The organism is Variovorax paradoxus (assembly GCF_029919115.1).
Classification (GTDB): Bacteria; Pseudomonadota; Gammaproteobacteria; order Burkholderiales; family Burkholderiaceae_C; genus Variovorax; species Variovorax paradoxus_O.
Genome location: NZ_CP123990.1, coordinates 4,681,673 through 4,695,640, shown reverse-complemented (window position 1 = coordinate 4,695,640; position 13,968 = coordinate 4,681,673). Strand labels below are relative to the sequence as shown.

Genomic DNA, 13,968 nt, shown 5'->3' with positions numbered 1-13,968 from the left:
CGGCAGGCCCGCCCCTGCCATCAATCGATGCTGATGTTCGCGGCCTTGGCCACCTCGGCCCACTTCACGCGGTTGTCGTGCACGGTCTTCTTGAACTGCGCTGGCGTTTCGATGCGCACGGTGTTGCCCTGGCTTTCGAAGCGCTCGCGAATTTCGGGCTGCTCCAGCACCGCCTTTACCGCGGCGTTGAGCTTGTTGACGATCTGCGCGTCGGTGCCCTTGGGCGCGAAGATGCCGAACCAGATGGAGCTGTCGAAGCCCTGTGTGCCTGCAAGGCCGCTCGAGGCGATGGTGGGCACCTCTTTCACGGCCGCGACGGGCGTGGCCGTGGTCACGCCCAACAGGCGCACCTTGCCCGCCTTGTAGTGCGGCAGCACGGTCTGCACCTGGTTCATGATGCAGCAGGTTTCCCCCCGCACCACCGACGTGATGGCCTCGGGCCCGCCCTTGTAGGGCACGTGCACCATGTTCAGGCCAAGGCGCGAATTGAATTCGGCAAACGCCATGTGCGTGCCGGCGCCGTTGCCTGTAGACGCATAGTTGTACTTGCCGGGGTTGGCCTTGACGAGATCGACGAACTCCTTCAATGTCTTTGCGTTGATCACGTCGGGGTTGATGGTGAGCACGTTCGAAACATCGAGCACCGGCGCCACGGGCACGAAGTCGGCCTCCACGTCGAACGGCAGCTTCTTGTAGAGCGCGGCGTTGCTGCCGTGGGTGGCTGCGGTGCCAAAGGAGAGGGTGTAGCCGTCCGGCTTGGCGTGGGCCACGTACTCGCTGGCAATGTTGCCGGCCGCGCCCGACTTGTAGTCGATGATCACGGGCTTGCCGAGTTGCTTTGCAAGCGGCTCCTGGATGGCGCGGGCTACCACGTCCACGCCGGAGCCGGCCGGAAAGCCCATGATCAGTGTCACGGGCTGCTGCGGCCACTCGGCTTGTGCAAAGGCGGTGGGCGAGGCAGCGGCAGCAAACAGGGCAGCGCCGGCCAGCAGCAGGCGGGAGCCGAAGAAACGCGAAAAGGGAGAATGAGTCATGACTGTCTTTTTCCTCGATGCGGGCGGTGCAGCCCGGGATTGTGGCGCGCGGTTCATGCCCGATCCGGTATGAGCTTATGCGGGACACCGCCGCATTGCAGTACCTCTCCATAATCCCCGCATGGTCCGCCCCACCCAACAACTCCACCCCGCACGCGAGCCGGTGCCCGTGCGCGCGGCAGCCACCGTGCTGCTGCTGCGCGATTCCGAAGCCGGCATCGAAGTGCTGATGACGCGCCGTTCCGACAGAGCAAGCTTCGCGCCAGGCGCCTATGTGTTTCCCGGCGGCCAGATCGATGCGGCCGACGAAGCCGCCCAGCGCATTGCCACGCACCGCCCGACCCAGAGCGGACTTCAACTCACGCAGGCCATTGCGGCCATTCGCGAAGGCTTCGAAGAACTGGGCGTGCTGCTCGCGCGCCATGCCGACGGCCGGCCCGTGAGCGCGGAAGCCATCGCGTCGATGGACCGCAGCACCACGTCGCCCGTTTCCTTTGTGGCGCAGTGCGAACAGCGCGGGCTGCTGCTCGCGTCCGACCAGGTCTTCACCCTCGCCCACTGGATCACCGACCGGGACTTGCCCAAGCGCTTCGACGTGCCGTTTCTGGTGGCGCGCATGCCCGAAGGCCAGACGCCCACGGCCGACGAAAGCGAGCAGTTCGAACCCTGCTGGGTGCGGCCTGCCGATGCGTTGGCGCGCCACGCGGCGGGCAGCTTCTTCATGATCTTTCCGACTGTTCGCACGCTGCAGCGGCTGGCGGCCTATGCCAAGGTCGACGCGGTGCTGCAGGCCTGCGCCGGCGAAAAACCGCTGTGGACCAGTTGCCCGCGCGCCGGGCTGCTCGGCGGGCAGGATGCGCGCTACATGGAAGGCGAATCGCCCTACGGCGAGCTCGCGCTGGTGTGCCCCGACGGCCAATTGCTGCACACGCTCGACTGGCAGAGCGAGCACGCGGTGCCGCTGCTCAAGAACGTGCAGCGCCTGACCGCACCCAATGCAGGCGCCATGACTGGCCCGGGCACCAACAGCTACATCGTGGGCGATGCGGCCACGGGCTACCTGGTGATCGACCCCGGGCCGAACGATGCCGCGCACATCGGCCGGCTCTGGCGCGCGACGCAGGGCGACATCCGCATGATCGTCTGCACGCATTCGCATGCCGACCATTCACCCGGTGCGGCGCCGCTGCAGGCGCTGTGCGAAAAAGCCAAGCCACCGATCCTCGGGCTGTCTTCGGCACCCACGGCGCGATCGTCCGCCCGCTTTGCCGCAGAGCGCGAACTGCTCGACGGCGAGCGCCTGGTGCTTTCGGGCACCGACGCCGAGGGCCAGGAAATCACCCACACGCTGCGCGCCATTTACACGCCCGGCCATGCCGCCAATCATGTGTGCCTGGTGCTGGAGGAAGACAGCCTGCTGTTCTCCGGCGACCACATCCTGAACGGCAGCACCACGGTGGTCGACCCGCCCGATGGCGACATGAACGCGTACCTCGATTCGCTGGACAAGCTGGACGCAGCCTGCGAGGCGGGCGGTATCGAGTTCATCCTGCCGGCGCACGGCTACGTCATCGGCAGCGCACGCGCGGCCATCGCCCAACTGAAAGCGCATCGCCTGAAGCGCGAAGCCAAGATTGCCTCCGCCATGAAAAAACTCCCCCAAGGCACGCCCGAAGACTGGCTGCCGCTTGCCTACGACGACGTGCCCGAGCGCATGTGGCCCGTGGCGGCCCGCTCGCTGGCCGCGCACGTGGCGCGCATCCGGCAACTGGCTTCCGCCCAATGACCGGCGCCAGCGAAGAAGGCATTCGCCTTGCCAAGCGCGTGGCCGCCATCGCCGGCTGCTCGCGCCGCGAGGCCGAGCTGCTCATCGAGAACGGCTCGGTGCGCGTCGACGGTGTGCCGGCGCTGCTGCCGCAGTCGCGCGTGCAAGACCATCAGAAGGTCGAGATCGAGCCCGGTGCCAAGCCCGAACCGGTGGTGCCCGTTACCCTGCTGCTGCACAAGCCCGCCGGCATGCCGACCGAAAACGCGCACCGGCTGCTGGTGGCCGCCAACCACCACGAGCCCGAGCGCGCCGGCATGCGCTTTCTGCCGGCGCATGCCAAAGGCCAGAACTGCATGACGCCGCTCGAAACCGGCGCCAGCGGGTTGGTCGTCTACACGCAGGACTGGCGCATCGAGCGCAAGCTGCATGAAGACGCAGGCGTGATCGAACACGAAGTGATGGTCGACGTGGCGGGCACGGTCAGCCCAGAGCAGCTGGTGCGCTTCGAGCGCTCGCCCGCGCGCGTGAGCATCGGCCGCCAGGCCGACGACCAGACCGGCCTGCGCTTTGCGCTGAAGGGCGCGCGGCCGGGGCAGATTGCGCACTTGTGCGACAACGCCGGCCTGCGCATTCTTGCGATGCGGCGCATCCGCATCGGCCGCGTGCCGCTGTCGGGGCTGCAGCCCGGGCAGTGGCGTTATCTTTCGCCGCACGAACGCTTCTGACCCACGATAGCGACAACAACAATCAAGAGGCTATCGAGGGACAGGGACACAGACAGGGACAGGAGAAAAAGAGATGAAGTTCGGAATCAAGACCGCAGCACTTGCCTGCACGGCGCCTCTTGCGCTGGCGGGCTGCAGCTACCTGGCGCCATTGCTGCCCAACCAATCGCCGCCCGCGCCAGCCGCCCCGCCACCGGTCGTGTCCCCCAGCGGGCTCGCACCCATCACCGAAGAGCAGGTGGAGCGCATCCGCGAGGCCATCGTCGCCAAGCCGCCCACGCCGGCCGTCGCCAAGATCGTGCAAAGCGCCGCGCCCACTATCGAGTCTTTTGTGCGAACCGAAGGCTGCATCACGGCGCGCAACGGCGCCGTGCTCAACCCCTTTGCGGCGCCCGGGCGGCTGTTCGACGGAACGGGCTTCCAGGGCGGCCCCATGGCCGAAATGCACTACCACGACAAGACAGCCTGCGTCACCGTCAAGCGCATCCAGAACTGGAAGATGGTGTCGCCCAAGCTGCTGCGCTTCGACGTGGTGTACGTGGGCGACGACGGGGAAGAGCGCTCGGTAAGGCGGCACGAGCTGATGCGCCAGCCCAAGGGCGGCTGGCTGTTTACGCGCTGAGCGTGCGCTCCGCGGCAGCTGCGCAATGGCTCGCTGCCCCGGGGCAAGAAAAAGTGTGAAGCCCGCCGATAAGCCGGATTCTGTGCGTTGGGGTTGCCCCCAACGTGACCGCCATTACTCTGGGCCGTTTGTCGCCAAACGGCTCGATGCCACCTACCCGCCAGCTCAGCGGAACCACCTCGATACTGGCCTACTTGGTGTTGCTGCGCGCAGAGATTGCCCGTTTCACCCGAACTGAATCGGCTCGTCTCTGTTGCTCTGATCCTCACCTCACGGTGGAGAGTCGTTAACTCCTGCGCTGTCCTGTGCAGTCCGGACGTTCCTCCAGTGCGGTCTTTCGACGCGGCGCCTTGCGGCGTCGCCCCTTTCGGGCTTGCACCAGCGGCGGTCTGGCGTGCTTCACGAGGGAATTATCGCCTGATCCCCTCGCATCCGCTGGCAGCCCGTTTCACAATGGCGCTTCGATTGACCTGCCCTGCCCCATAAAGCCCAAGGAGATCCAATGAAGGCCCAGAACATCCTCCAGACCATCGGCAACACGCCGCACATCCGCATCAACCGCCTGTTCGGCAATGCGAAGCAGCAGGTGTGGATCAAGTCCGAGCGCGCCAACCCGGGCGGCTCCATCAAGGACCGCATTGCACTTGCAATGGTGGAAGACGCCGAGAAATCCGGCGCGCTGAAGCCCGGCGGCACCATCGTGGAGCCCACCTCGGGCAACACCGGCATCGGCCTGGCGATGGTTGCGGCTGTCAAGGGCTACAAGCTCATTCTGGTAATGCCCGACAGCATGTCGATGGAGCGCCGCCGCCTGATGCTGGCCTACGGCGCCACCTTCGACCTGACGCCGCGCGCGGGCGGCATGAAGGCCTCCATCGCCCGCGCCGAGGAAATCGTGGCCGGCACGCCGGGCGCGTGGATGCCGCAGCAGTTCAACAACCCCGCCAACGTCGACGTGCATGTGCACACCACGGCCGAGGAAATTGCGGCCGACTTTCCCGACGGCATCGACGTGATCATCACGGGCGTGGGCACCGGCGGCCACATCACGGGCGTGGCGAAGGTGCTCAAGAAGAAATGGCCCAAGCTGCAGGTGTTCGCGGTGGAGCCGGTGGCCTCGCCCGTCATCTCCGGCGGCGCGCCTTCGCCGCACCCGATCCAGGGCATTGGCGCGGGCTTCATTCCCAAGAACCTCGATACCTCGCTCCTCGACGGCGTGCTGCAGGTCGATGCCGAGCCGGCCCGCGAAATGGCGCGCCGCTGCGCAGTGGAAGAAGGCATCCTGGTCGGCATTTCTTCCGGCGCCACGCTCGCGGCCATTGCGCAGAAGCTGCCCTCGCTGGCACCCGATGCCGTGGTGCTGGGCTTCAACTACGACACGGGCGAGCGCTACCTCTCGGTCGAGGGCTTTTTGCCGGCCTGACCAGCTATCTCTTTCATAGCGCCTCCGGCGCGTAAAATCCGCGGTCTGCTTGATAACCACAAGCCACCGTCATGCTGAGAATCTCCGAACTCAAACTCCCGCTCGACCACGCGCCTGAAGCGCTCGTCACCCTGATCGCCCGGACCCTCGACGTCCCGCTCGAAGCGATCGCCTCCCACACCGTCTTCAAGCGCAGCTTCGATGCGCGCAAGGTCGACCTGCTCACGGTCTACATCTGCGACGTGCAGCTGGCCGATGCAAAGCTGGAAGCCGCCCTGCTCGCCAGGCACGCCGGCCATCCGCACATACAGCCCGCGCCCGACATGCGCTACACGCCGCCGGCGCATGCGCCCGAGGGTGCGCCCCGGCCCGTGGTGATCGGCTTTGGCCCCTGCGGCATCTTTGCGGCGCTGATGCTCGCAAAGATGGGCTTCAAGCCCATCGTGCTCGAACGCGGCAAGACGGTGCGCCAGCGCACCCGAGACACCTGGGGCCTGTGGCGCAAAAGCGTGCTCAACCCCGAGTCGAACGTGCAGTTCGGCGAAGGCGGCGCCGGCACTTTTTCGGACGGCAAGCTCTACAGCCAGATCAAGGACCCGCGCTTCCTCGGCCGCAAGGTGATGGAAGAGTTCGTCAAGGCCGGCGCGCCGCCAGAGATTCTTTATGTCGCGCATCCGCACATCGGCACCTTCAAGCTGGTGAAGGTGGTCGAGAACATCCGCGAACAGATCGTGGCGCTGGGCGGCGAGATCCGCTTCGAGCAGCGCGTGACCGATGTGCACATCGAAGACGGCCAGCTTCGCGGCCTCACCGTGGTCGACCAGGCCACCGGCACCAGCAGCGAATTGCGCGCCGACCACGTGGTGATGGCGCTCGGCCACAGCTCGCGCGACACCTTCGCCATGCTGCACCAGCGCGGCGTGCACATCGAGGCCAAGCCCTTCTCCATCGGCTTTCGGGTCGAGCACCCCCAGGGCCTGATCGACCGCGCGCGCTGGGGCCGCCATGCGGGCCATCCGCTGCTCGGCGCGGCCGACTACAAGCTGGTGCACCACGCGAGCAATGGCCGCTCGGTCTACAGCTTTTGCATGTGCCCGGGCGGCACGGTGGTTGCGGCCACCAGCGAGCCGGGCCGCGTGGTCACCAACGGCATGAGCCAGTATTCGCGCAACGAGCGCAACGCCAATGCGGGCATCGTGGTGGGCATCGACCCGCGCGACTTTCCGGGCTGGACGGCCGAAACCGCGGGTGACGCGCTGGCCGGCATCGCGCTTCAGCGCGAGCTCGAATCGAACGCCTTCGTGCTCGGCGGTGGCGACTACCGCGCGCCCGGCCAGCTGGTGGGCGACTTCATCGCGGGCAAGCCTTCTACCGCGCTCGGCAGCGTGACGCCTTCGTACAAGCCCGGCGTGACGCCCACCGACCTGCACCAGGCACTGCCGGCCTACGCCATCGAGGCGATGCGCGAGGCCTTTCCCGCCTTCGGCCGCAAGATCAAGGGCTTCGACCTGCACGATGCGGTGCTGACCGGCGTCGAAACGCGCACCTCGTCGCCGATCCGCATCACGCGCGGCGACGACTTTCAAAGCCTCAACGTGCGCGGCCTGTACCCGGCCGGCGAAGGCGCAAGCTACGCCGGCGGCATTCTCTCGGCCGGCGTGGACGGAATCAAGGTGGCCGAGGCAGTGGCACGCAGCGTCACCGGAGCATAAGGAGCCACAGCCATGTCCAGCATCGACGACATCACCAACAACGACAGCGAAGACGGCTTCCACTTCTACGAGCCCGCCAAGGGCCACGGCCTGCCGCACGACCCGTTCAATGCCATGGTCGGTCCGCGGCCGATCGGATGGATCTCGTCGCAGGACGAGAACGGCGCGCTCAACCTCGCGCCGTACAGCTTTTTCAACGCCTTCAACTACACGCCGCCCATCGTGGGCTTTGCGAGCATCGGCGCCAAGGACAGCCTGCACAACATCCGCCAGACGCGCGAGTTTGGCTGGAACCTGGCCACACGGCCGCTGGCCGAGCAAATGAACCAATCGTGCGCGGCCGTGCCGCCCGAGGTGAACGAGTTCGAGCTTGCCGGCCTCACGCCCGTGGCTTCGCGCAACATTGCGGTGCCCCGCGTGGCCGAAAGCCCGGTGTCGTTCGAATGCCGGCTCACGCAGGTTCTGCAGCTCGAAGGCGTGGACGGCGTGCCCGTGCCCACCTGGCTCATCCTGGGTGAAGTGGTGGGCGTGCACATTGCACGGCACCTGCTGAAAAACGGCATCTACGACACGGCTGCCGCGCGCCCCATCTTGCGCGGCGGCGGCCCGGCCGACTATTTCGAGATCAGCCCCGACAATCTCTTCAAGATGTTCCGACCGCGCTGAGCGCGAGGGATCATTGCTTTCTTTCTGCCTGCTGCCAACCTGACAAGAACCGACCGATGACCGACACCGCTACACCTCAAGAAGAAATCCAGGAAGTCCAGCAAACGGAAGCCGAGGGCACTGCCCAGCAGCCCCGTGCCGAGGGCGCCCGCCCGCCCCGGCAGCCGCGCCAGCCACGGCAGCAACAACAGCAAAGACAAAAGCCCGGCAAGCAGGCCGCACAGCAACAGCAGCCGCAGCGCGCACGCAAGGTGCACCCCGCGCTCGAAAAGCTGTTCGAGCTTTATCCCGGCATGTTCGGCGCGCGCTTCCTGCCGCTCAAGCTCGGCGTGTTCCAGGACCTGCTCGAGAAGCATCCGGACGATTTCAAGAAGGACGAGCTGAAGGTCGCGCTCGGCCTGCACGCACGCTCCACGCGCTACCTCGAGGCGGTGGCGGCGGGCCTTCCGCGGCACGACCTCGACGGGAACGTGGTCGAACCCGTGGCGCCCGAGCATGTGCACCACGCCATCCTGGAGCTCCATCGCCGCCGCGCGCAGCGCAACCCCGGCGAAGACCTGCGCCCACAGCTGGTGGCACGCATTGCCCGCGCAGTGGAAGCCTCGGGCCTCGACCGCGAAGCCTATGCGGTGCTGGTGCGCTCACGCGACGAAGAAACCAACGCTGTGCTCGACGAGGCGCTGGCCGAACTGGGCCGGCAAGCCGCCAAGCGCGAGGCGCTGCTGCGCGCCTTCGAGGCGAGCGGGCGCGACAGCGAGCAGGCCTTTGCCGAGATGTACGGCATGGATGCCGACGAAGTGGCGCACACGCTCGCACGCGCACGTGCAGAGCGCCAGCCGGCAGCTCCGGCGGCCTGATCGCGCCGGCCGTTGCCGCTGAGCCACCCGTGACCGACTTCGCGAGCTTCGTCGCCCCGGCGGCCTCAGCGGGTGCCGCGGAGGCGGATGCGATCCGCGAAGCCTCCGCCTGCCTTGACCGGTTTACCGAGCGCTTCAATGCCTGCGACACCGCAGGCATGGACGGCGAGCTTCACTTTCCGCATGTGATGCTCTCGGGCGCGGAGCGGCTCGAGTGGCAGGCGCCCGGCAACCACCCGGCCGACTTTTTCGACAAGCTCAAGGCTTCGGGCTGGCGCCTCACGCGCTACCAGTCGAAGGAAGCCGTGCTGGCCAGCGCCGACAAAGTGCATTTCGTCGTCACCTACACGCGCGAAGACGGAGTGGGCATGGTGCTGAGCACGCACCGCAATCTCTGGATAGCCACCCGCCTTGCGGGGCGCTGGGGCATTTCGCTGCGTTCGTACTGACGAAGCTTCGGCCCCCATTAAAAAAAGCCGCCACGGTTGCCCGTGACGGCTTTTTTGTTGGCTCGGCGGAAGATCAGCGCGCGTTCTGCAGCGCCGCAATGCGCTCTTCGATTGGCGGGTGCGTGGCAAACAGCTTGCCGATGCTGCCCGTGATGCCCATGGCTTCGACCGCCTTGGGCAGTTCGCCGGCCGGCAAGCCGCCCAGGCGGGCAAGCGCGTTCATCATCGGCTGGCGGTTGCCCATGAGCGCAGCAGCGCCGGCGTCGGCACGGAACTCGCGCTGGCGCGAGAACCAGGCCACCACGATGGCAGCTGCAAAGCCCAGCACGATGTCCAGAACGATGGTGCTCACGTAGTAGCCGATACCGGGGCCCGACGAGCGGTCGTCGCCGCGGCGCAAAAAGCTGTCGACCGCATAGCCGATCACGCGCGAGAGGAAAACGACGAAGGTGTTCATCACGCCCTGGATCAGCGTCATCGTCACCATGTCGCCGTTGGCGATGTGCGCCACCTCGTGGCCGATGACCGCCTCGACTTCTTCGCGCGTCATGTTCTGCAAGAGGCCGGTGGACACCGCCACCAGCGACGAGTTCTTGAACGCGCCAGTGGCAAAGGCATTGGGCTCGCCCTCGAAGATGCCGACCTCGGGCATGCCGATGCCGGCCTTGTCGGCAAACTTGCGCACGGTGCCGACAATCCAGGCTTCGTCGGGCGACTGGGGGTTGTCGATCATGCGGATGCCGGTGGTCCACTTGGCCATGGGCTTGCTGATCAGCAGCGAAATGATCGCGCCGCCAAAGCCCATGATCAGCGCAAAGCCGAGCAATGCCGTCAGGTTCAGCCCGTTGGCCGTCAGAAAGCGGTTGACGCCGAGCAGGCTGGCAACGATGCCCAGCACTGCAACGACCATCACATTGGTCAAAACGAACAGAAGGATACGTTTCAAGTTGGATTCTCCATGGGGGAACGCTGCCGCACAGATGAGGACCGGATGGCCCTCTTCAAGCCGTGCATCGACTGGCCCCCTTCCGTTGTTGTCTTTTGGTTCTGAAGGCGGCCGGCACGGCGGCTTGCGGGTAGAGCGATGATAGGAGCAAAAGTTCTACCGCCCGGGCCGGAAGACCTTCGCGTCGGTGTAGAAATCCGGCGATTCGTTCTCCGGCCACCAGCCGGGTACGCCAAGCACCGGCAGCGGAACGAAGGGTTTTTGCACCAGGTAATCCGCGTCGAGGCTGCATGCCAGTACCCGGTCGTCCAGCACTGACAGGCCCTCCGCACCTGGCGGAGGCAGCAGCACATGGGCGGTAACCGCCTTGCGCGGACTGGTGAGCTTCTCGAGCAGCGCATGGCCGAACACCAGCAGGCGGGCTTCGGCCCACAGGGCGCGCTGCGTCACGAAAAGCGAATGCCAGTCGCGTGCCGCCAGCGCTTTCCACAATGCCGCGGGCGCATCGAGCACCGCGCCGTTCTCGTCAAAGAGCGTGAGCGCATCGCGCAGCGGGCCGCGCGTGGAGGCGATGCCCCTGCGGGCGATCTCCGCGGCTTGCAGCTCATTGAGGCGGCGCTTGCTTTGCGGGTAGGCGAGCCAGACAAGGCCGTTGAAGAAGTCGTGCAGGTTGTCGCGGGTGGGCACCGTGCGAGTGCGCCAAATGAAGGCCTCGTAGGCCTCGTCGGGCGGAAGGTGTTCCTGTGGCACAAATTGCACGAACCCCGGCTTGGCCGCATTGAGGGCTTCATGCAACGAAAGCCCCGAGCGCCATGCCGTTTCGACTTGCTGCCGGCCCGCGAACGGCCAGTGCCAGCGCGCATCGAGGTTTTCGGGCGCCGCTTCAACCGACTGCATACCGGTCAAGGCGATGGGATGTACCGGATCTGATTCGGCTGCTTCGGCGGCAACAGTTCAAAGTGAAACGGAAACTTCTTGAACAGCTTGGTCGACGTTGCGTTCTTGCCGAGCAGCTTGGCATCGTGCAGCAATTTGACGACTTCACCGAGCGACTGGGGTTGCCCAGCCCGCAACGAAGAGACGGCGTTCAGTATCTGGTCGACAGTGACTGCGCCGACTGCATCGCCCGCGTTGGTTTTTGCAGCAGGCTTGGCTTTCTTGGCGGCGACCTTCTTGGCGGCCGGAGCCTTCTTGGCAGCGGCCTTCTTGGCGGGCGCTTTTTTTGCCGCGGTTCGCACGGCCGGCAATTTGGCTGGGGGTGGAACCGGCTTTTGCAACTCGGCAGCATGCGGCTTCAGCACCTCGGCCGCTTGTTCCTGTCCGACAAAGATCACATGGTCGTAGGCGTAAACGGCTTCCGGAGCCATCTTGCCCTGCTCGGACACGCAGACCATGCGAAATCCGCGTTCACGCAGCCGCAGCACCAAGGGCACGAAATCGGCGTCGCCGGAACCGATGGCAATGACGGTCGGCCGAGGGGTCTGATACGACAGCTCCATGACATCGACGGCCAAGGCTACGTCGGTCGTGTTCTTGGACAACGCAAGATTCACGAACGGGCGTATATGCCGCGTGCGAAGCACGTCCGCCAAGCCCTTGAGCTTTTCGGCGCTGCCATAAGCCCGGCGCATCATGACGCGGCCCTCGCCCTCTTCCAGCTTGCGAAGGGATTCCTCGACCCACGAAGACACGCAAAGGTTATCGGCGTCTATGAAAAAAGCGATCATCGTGCGCGCCCTTGTATGAGGAATCGATCGGCAGTCAGCCCTGCAAGCGCCAGGCCACCGCCTCACCCCCGCGCAGCGGCTTGAGCGTGGCGTCGCCGTAGGGCACCGTCTCGGGCACGGTCCAGCTTTCGCGCTTCAGCGTGACGGTGCCGCTGTTGCGCGGCAGGCCGTAGAAGTCGGGTCCGTGGAAGCTCGCAAAGCCCTCGAGCTTGTCGAGCGCGCCCACGCTGTCGAAGGCCTCGGCATAGAGCTCGATGGCGGTCAGCGCGGTGTAGCAGCCGGCGCAGCCGAGCGCATGCTCCTTCAGGTGGGCCGGGTGCGGCGCGCTGTCGGTGCCCAGAAAGAAGCGGTCGCTGCCGCTTGTGGCCGCCTCGACCAGCGCCACGCGGTGCGTCTCGCGCTTGAGCACGGGCAGGCAGTAGTAGTGCGGGCGAATGCCGCCGGTGAAGATGGCGTTGCGGTTGTACAGCAGGTGGTGCGCCGTGATGGTGGCGGCCGTGAAGCGGCCTGCGTCGCGCACGTAGTGAGCGCCCTCTTTCGTGGTGAGGTGCTCGAACACCACCTTGAGCTCCGGAAAGTCGCGGCGCAGCGGAATCATCACGCGGTCGATGAAGACGGCTTCGCGGTCGAACAGGTCGATGGCGGGGTCGGTCACTTCGCCGTGCACCAGCAGCAGCAGGCCGTGCTTCTGCATGGCCTCGAGCGTCTTGTAGGTGTGGCGGATGTCGGTCACGCCGGCATCGCTGTTGGTGGTGGCGCCGGCCGGGTAGAGCTTGAGCGCGCGCACGCCAGCCTGGGCCGCCAGGGCAATTTCTTCGGGCGGCAGCTTGTCGGTCAGGTAGAGCGACATCACGGGCTCGAAGGCCGTGCCTTCGGGCACCGCCGCACGAATGCGGTCGCGGTAGGCCGCGGCCTGCGCTGCGGTGGTTACGGGCGGGCGCAGGTTGGGCATGATCAGCGCGCGGCCGAACTGGCGGGCACTGTGCGGCACCACGGCTTCGAGCGCGGCGCCGTCGCGCACGTGCAGATGCCAGTCGTCCGGGCGGGTGATGGTGAGGGTGTCTGTCATGGGAGGGCAATTGTCGCATCGCCCTTCTTCGCCGCTCCTCTGGCCGGCCCCCCTGCCCAGGCTAGCGCTGGAACACGCGGTAGGTGCGGGTGGGCACTTCCTGGATCCACTTGAAATAGCCGACCGAATAGCGTGCACCGATGTTCGGCGGCCACGGATCGAAGATGCGCAAGGTGGTGCCGCGGCCGCTCGGGTCGTTGTCGCCGCGAATGCCCGCGACGACGATCATGTGGCCCGGGCTGCCGAAGCCTTCGGCGTACTCGCCCGACTTCCACAGCATGTCGAACATCAGCGCGCCGCTTCGCAGCGCATCGCGCAGCGCACTGACCGGCCACGACATGGGCGGGCGCACGGTGAGCCCGTGCGCGGAGGCATAGCGCTGGCCGCTGGTCATGGCGTCGTTGGTGTCGGAAAAATTTCGCAGCCCGCCGCCGGGCGCGATCAGGTCGGGCGGCGTGCGCGCCAGCACCGCCGGCACGCTGGTGCGCGTGATCATCGCGGTGCTCGCGGCCCAGCACTGCGTGGGCGTGGGCTGCGGGATCAGGCTGATCGGGTGGAGGATGGGCGCGTTGCCTTCGGTGTCGAACGCCACGTTCTGCGTGCAGGGCCCCGCCTCGCCGTCTTCCACCAGCCAGTTCTCGGCTTGCAGCCGGATCACAGCGGCGCGGGTGCGCGATCCAAATTGGCCGTCGGGCACCAGGCCGGGGCTGGGAAGCAGCTTGCGGTTCAGTGCTTCTTGCAGCTGGCGAACCTGCGGGCCCATCGAGCCTTGTCTGAGTACGGTCATCGTCTGCTTTCGAACGTGGAACGTGAAGTACGAACGCATGCATTGTGAAAACCGGGCCTCGCCGCGTCCATTCACCGGATGGCCTAGCCGGTACGGCGTGCGGCCGAACACGCCCGGTGCCCGAGGAAAGCGTGGAAACCAATGGCTGGCACACGTCGTGCTTCATCACCGGTTCGACACCTT

Annotated in this window: 14 protein-coding genes and 1 other RNA gene; 8 read left to right on the top strand and 7 right to left on the bottom strand. The window is 66.3% G+C overall.

All coding sequences use genetic code 11. The features are described from left to right. Positions 1–20: 20 nt before the first annotated feature. Positions 21–1,034: a Bug family tripartite tricarboxylate transporter substrate binding protein gene (locus QHG62_RS22550; RefSeq protein ID WP_281147866.1), complete on the bottom strand. Its 1,014-nt coding sequence runs from the start codon at positions 1,032–1,034 to the stop codon at positions 21–23. Positions 1,035–1,155: 121 nt separating this feature from the next. Between QHG62_RS22550 and QHG62_RS22545 the strand changes: the two genes are divergently transcribed. The 3 genes from QHG62_RS22545 to QHG62_RS22535 all read left to right on the top strand — a co-directional run bounded on the left by QHG62_RS22545 (position 1,156) and on the right by QHG62_RS22535 (position 4,149). Further along, entirely contained in the window at positions 1,156–2,820 is a 1,665-nt protein-coding gene (locus tag QHG62_RS22545; RefSeq protein ID WP_281147865.1) for an MBL fold metallo-hydrolase, read from the top strand. Beyond that, the gene (locus tag QHG62_RS22540) at positions 2,817–3,527 is read left to right on the top strand and encodes an RNA pseudouridine synthase (protein WP_281147864.1); all 711 of its coding nucleotides are present in this window, start codon (positions 2,817–2,819) and stop codon (positions 3,525–3,527) included. Before QHG62_RS22545 ends, QHG62_RS22540 begins: the two co-directional genes overlap by 4 nt. Before the next feature lie 73 nt (positions 3,528–3,600). Next, entirely contained in the window at positions 3,601–4,149 is a 549-nt protein-coding gene (locus tag QHG62_RS22535) for a hypothetical protein (RefSeq protein WP_281147863.1), read from the top strand. A 53-nt stretch (positions 4,150–4,202) separates the two neighbouring features. Here QHG62_RS22535 and rnpB read toward each other — a convergent pair. Further along, positions 4,203–4,550: RNase P RNA component class A (rnpB, locus tag QHG62_RS22530), an RNA gene on the bottom strand. A gap of 101 nt (positions 4,551–4,651) precedes the next feature. Between rnpB and cysK the strand changes: the two genes are divergently transcribed. The 5 genes from cysK (at position 4,652) to QHG62_RS22505 (ending at position 9,256) form a co-directional block, all read left to right on the top strand. After that, entirely contained in the window at positions 4,652–5,572 is a 921-nt protein-coding gene (cysK, locus tag QHG62_RS22525; RefSeq protein WP_281147862.1) for a cysteine synthase A, read from the top strand. A 71-nt stretch (positions 5,573–5,643) separates the two neighbouring features. Further along, positions 5,644–7,284, top strand: coding sequence for an NAD(P)/FAD-dependent oxidoreductase (locus QHG62_RS22520; RefSeq protein ID WP_281147861.1), 1,641 nt, complete (start codon positions 5,644–5,646; stop codon positions 7,282–7,284). Between the two features lie 12 nt (positions 7,285–7,296). Continuing rightward, complete coding sequence (locus QHG62_RS22515; RefSeq protein ID WP_281147860.1) at positions 7,297–7,950, top strand: flavin reductase family protein; 654 nt, start codon at positions 7,297–7,299, stop codon at positions 7,948–7,950. Positions 7,951–8,006: 56 nt separating this feature from the next. Continuing rightward, positions 8,007–8,807: a ProQ/FINO family protein gene (locus QHG62_RS22510; protein WP_281147859.1), complete on the top strand. Its 801-nt coding sequence runs from the start codon at positions 8,007–8,009 to the stop codon at positions 8,805–8,807. Between the two features lie 29 nt (positions 8,808–8,836). Beyond that, positions 8,837–9,256 (top strand): hypothetical protein, encoded by a 420-nt coding sequence (locus QHG62_RS22505; RefSeq protein WP_281147858.1) that lies wholly within the window; start codon positions 8,837–8,839, stop codon positions 9,254–9,256. Between the two features lie 73 nt (positions 9,257–9,329). Here the strand turns inward: QHG62_RS22505 and htpX are convergent, their stop codons facing one another. The 5 genes from htpX to QHG62_RS22480 all read right to left on the bottom strand — a co-directional run bounded on the left by htpX (position 9,330) and on the right by QHG62_RS22480 (position 13,785). Further along, a complete protein-coding gene (htpX, locus tag QHG62_RS22500; protein ID WP_126747554.1) occupies positions 9,330–10,202 on the bottom strand; it encodes a protease HtpX in 873 nt (290 codons plus the stop codon). Positions 10,203–10,358: 156 nt separating this feature from the next. Beyond that, entirely contained in the window at positions 10,359–11,099 is a 741-nt protein-coding gene (locus tag QHG62_RS22495) for a DUF3025 domain-containing protein (protein WP_281147857.1), read from the bottom strand. A gap of 5 nt (positions 11,100–11,104) precedes the next feature. Then, entirely contained in the window at positions 11,105–11,929 is an 825-nt protein-coding gene (locus QHG62_RS22490) for an NYN domain-containing protein (protein ID WP_281147856.1), read from the bottom strand. A 34-nt stretch (positions 11,930–11,963) separates the two neighbouring features. Further along, complete coding sequence (gene pyrC, locus QHG62_RS22485; RefSeq protein WP_281147855.1) at positions 11,964–12,998, bottom strand: dihydroorotase; 1,035 nt, start codon at positions 12,996–12,998, stop codon at positions 11,964–11,966. Positions 12,999–13,059: 61 nt separating this feature from the next. Continuing rightward, positions 13,060–13,785 (bottom strand): peptidoglycan-binding protein, encoded by a 726-nt coding sequence (locus QHG62_RS22480; protein ID WP_281147854.1) that lies wholly within the window; start codon positions 13,783–13,785, stop codon positions 13,060–13,062. Between the last annotated feature and the right edge of the window lie 183 nt (positions 13,786–13,968).

Coding starts and splice junctions, on each gene's coding strand:
- QHG62_RS22490 (WP_281147856.1), bottom strand. CDS start 11,929: ATGATCGCTTTTTTCATAGACGCCGATAACCTTTGCGTGTCTTCGTGG.
- QHG62_RS22515 (WP_281147860.1), top strand. CDS start 7,297: ATGTCCAGCATCGACGACATCACCAACAACGACAGCGAAGACGGCTTC.
- QHG62_RS22520 (WP_281147861.1), top strand. CDS start 5,644: ATGCTGAGAATCTCCGAACTCAAACTCCCGCTCGACCACGCGCCTGAA.
- QHG62_RS22545 (WP_281147865.1), top strand. CDS start 1,156: ATGGTCCGCCCCACCCAACAACTCCACCCCGCACGCGAGCCGGTGCCC.
- QHG62_RS22495 (WP_281147857.1), bottom strand. CDS start 11,099: ATGCAGTCGGTTGAAGCGGCGCCCGAAAACCTCGATGCGCGCTGGCAC.
- QHG62_RS22540 (WP_281147864.1), top strand. CDS start 2,817: ATGACCGGCGCCAGCGAAGAAGGCATTCGCCTTGCCAAGCGCGTGGCC.
- QHG62_RS22535 (WP_281147863.1), top strand. CDS start 3,601: ATGAAGTTCGGAATCAAGACCGCAGCACTTGCCTGCACGGCGCCTCTT.
- pyrC (WP_281147855.1), bottom strand. CDS start 12,998: ATGACAGACACCCTCACCATCACCCGCCCGGACGACTGGCATCTGCAC.
- QHG62_RS22550 (WP_281147866.1), bottom strand. CDS start 1,034: ATGACTCATTCTCCCTTTTCGCGTTTCTTCGGCTCCCGCCTGCTGCTG.
- QHG62_RS22480 (WP_281147854.1), bottom strand. CDS start 13,785: ATGACCGTACTCAGACAAGGCTCGATGGGCCCGCAGGTTCGCCAGCTG.
- cysK (WP_281147862.1), top strand. CDS start 4,652: ATGAAGGCCCAGAACATCCTCCAGACCATCGGCAACACGCCGCACATC.
- QHG62_RS22510 (WP_281147859.1), top strand. CDS start 8,007: ATGACCGACACCGCTACACCTCAAGAAGAAATCCAGGAAGTCCAGCAA.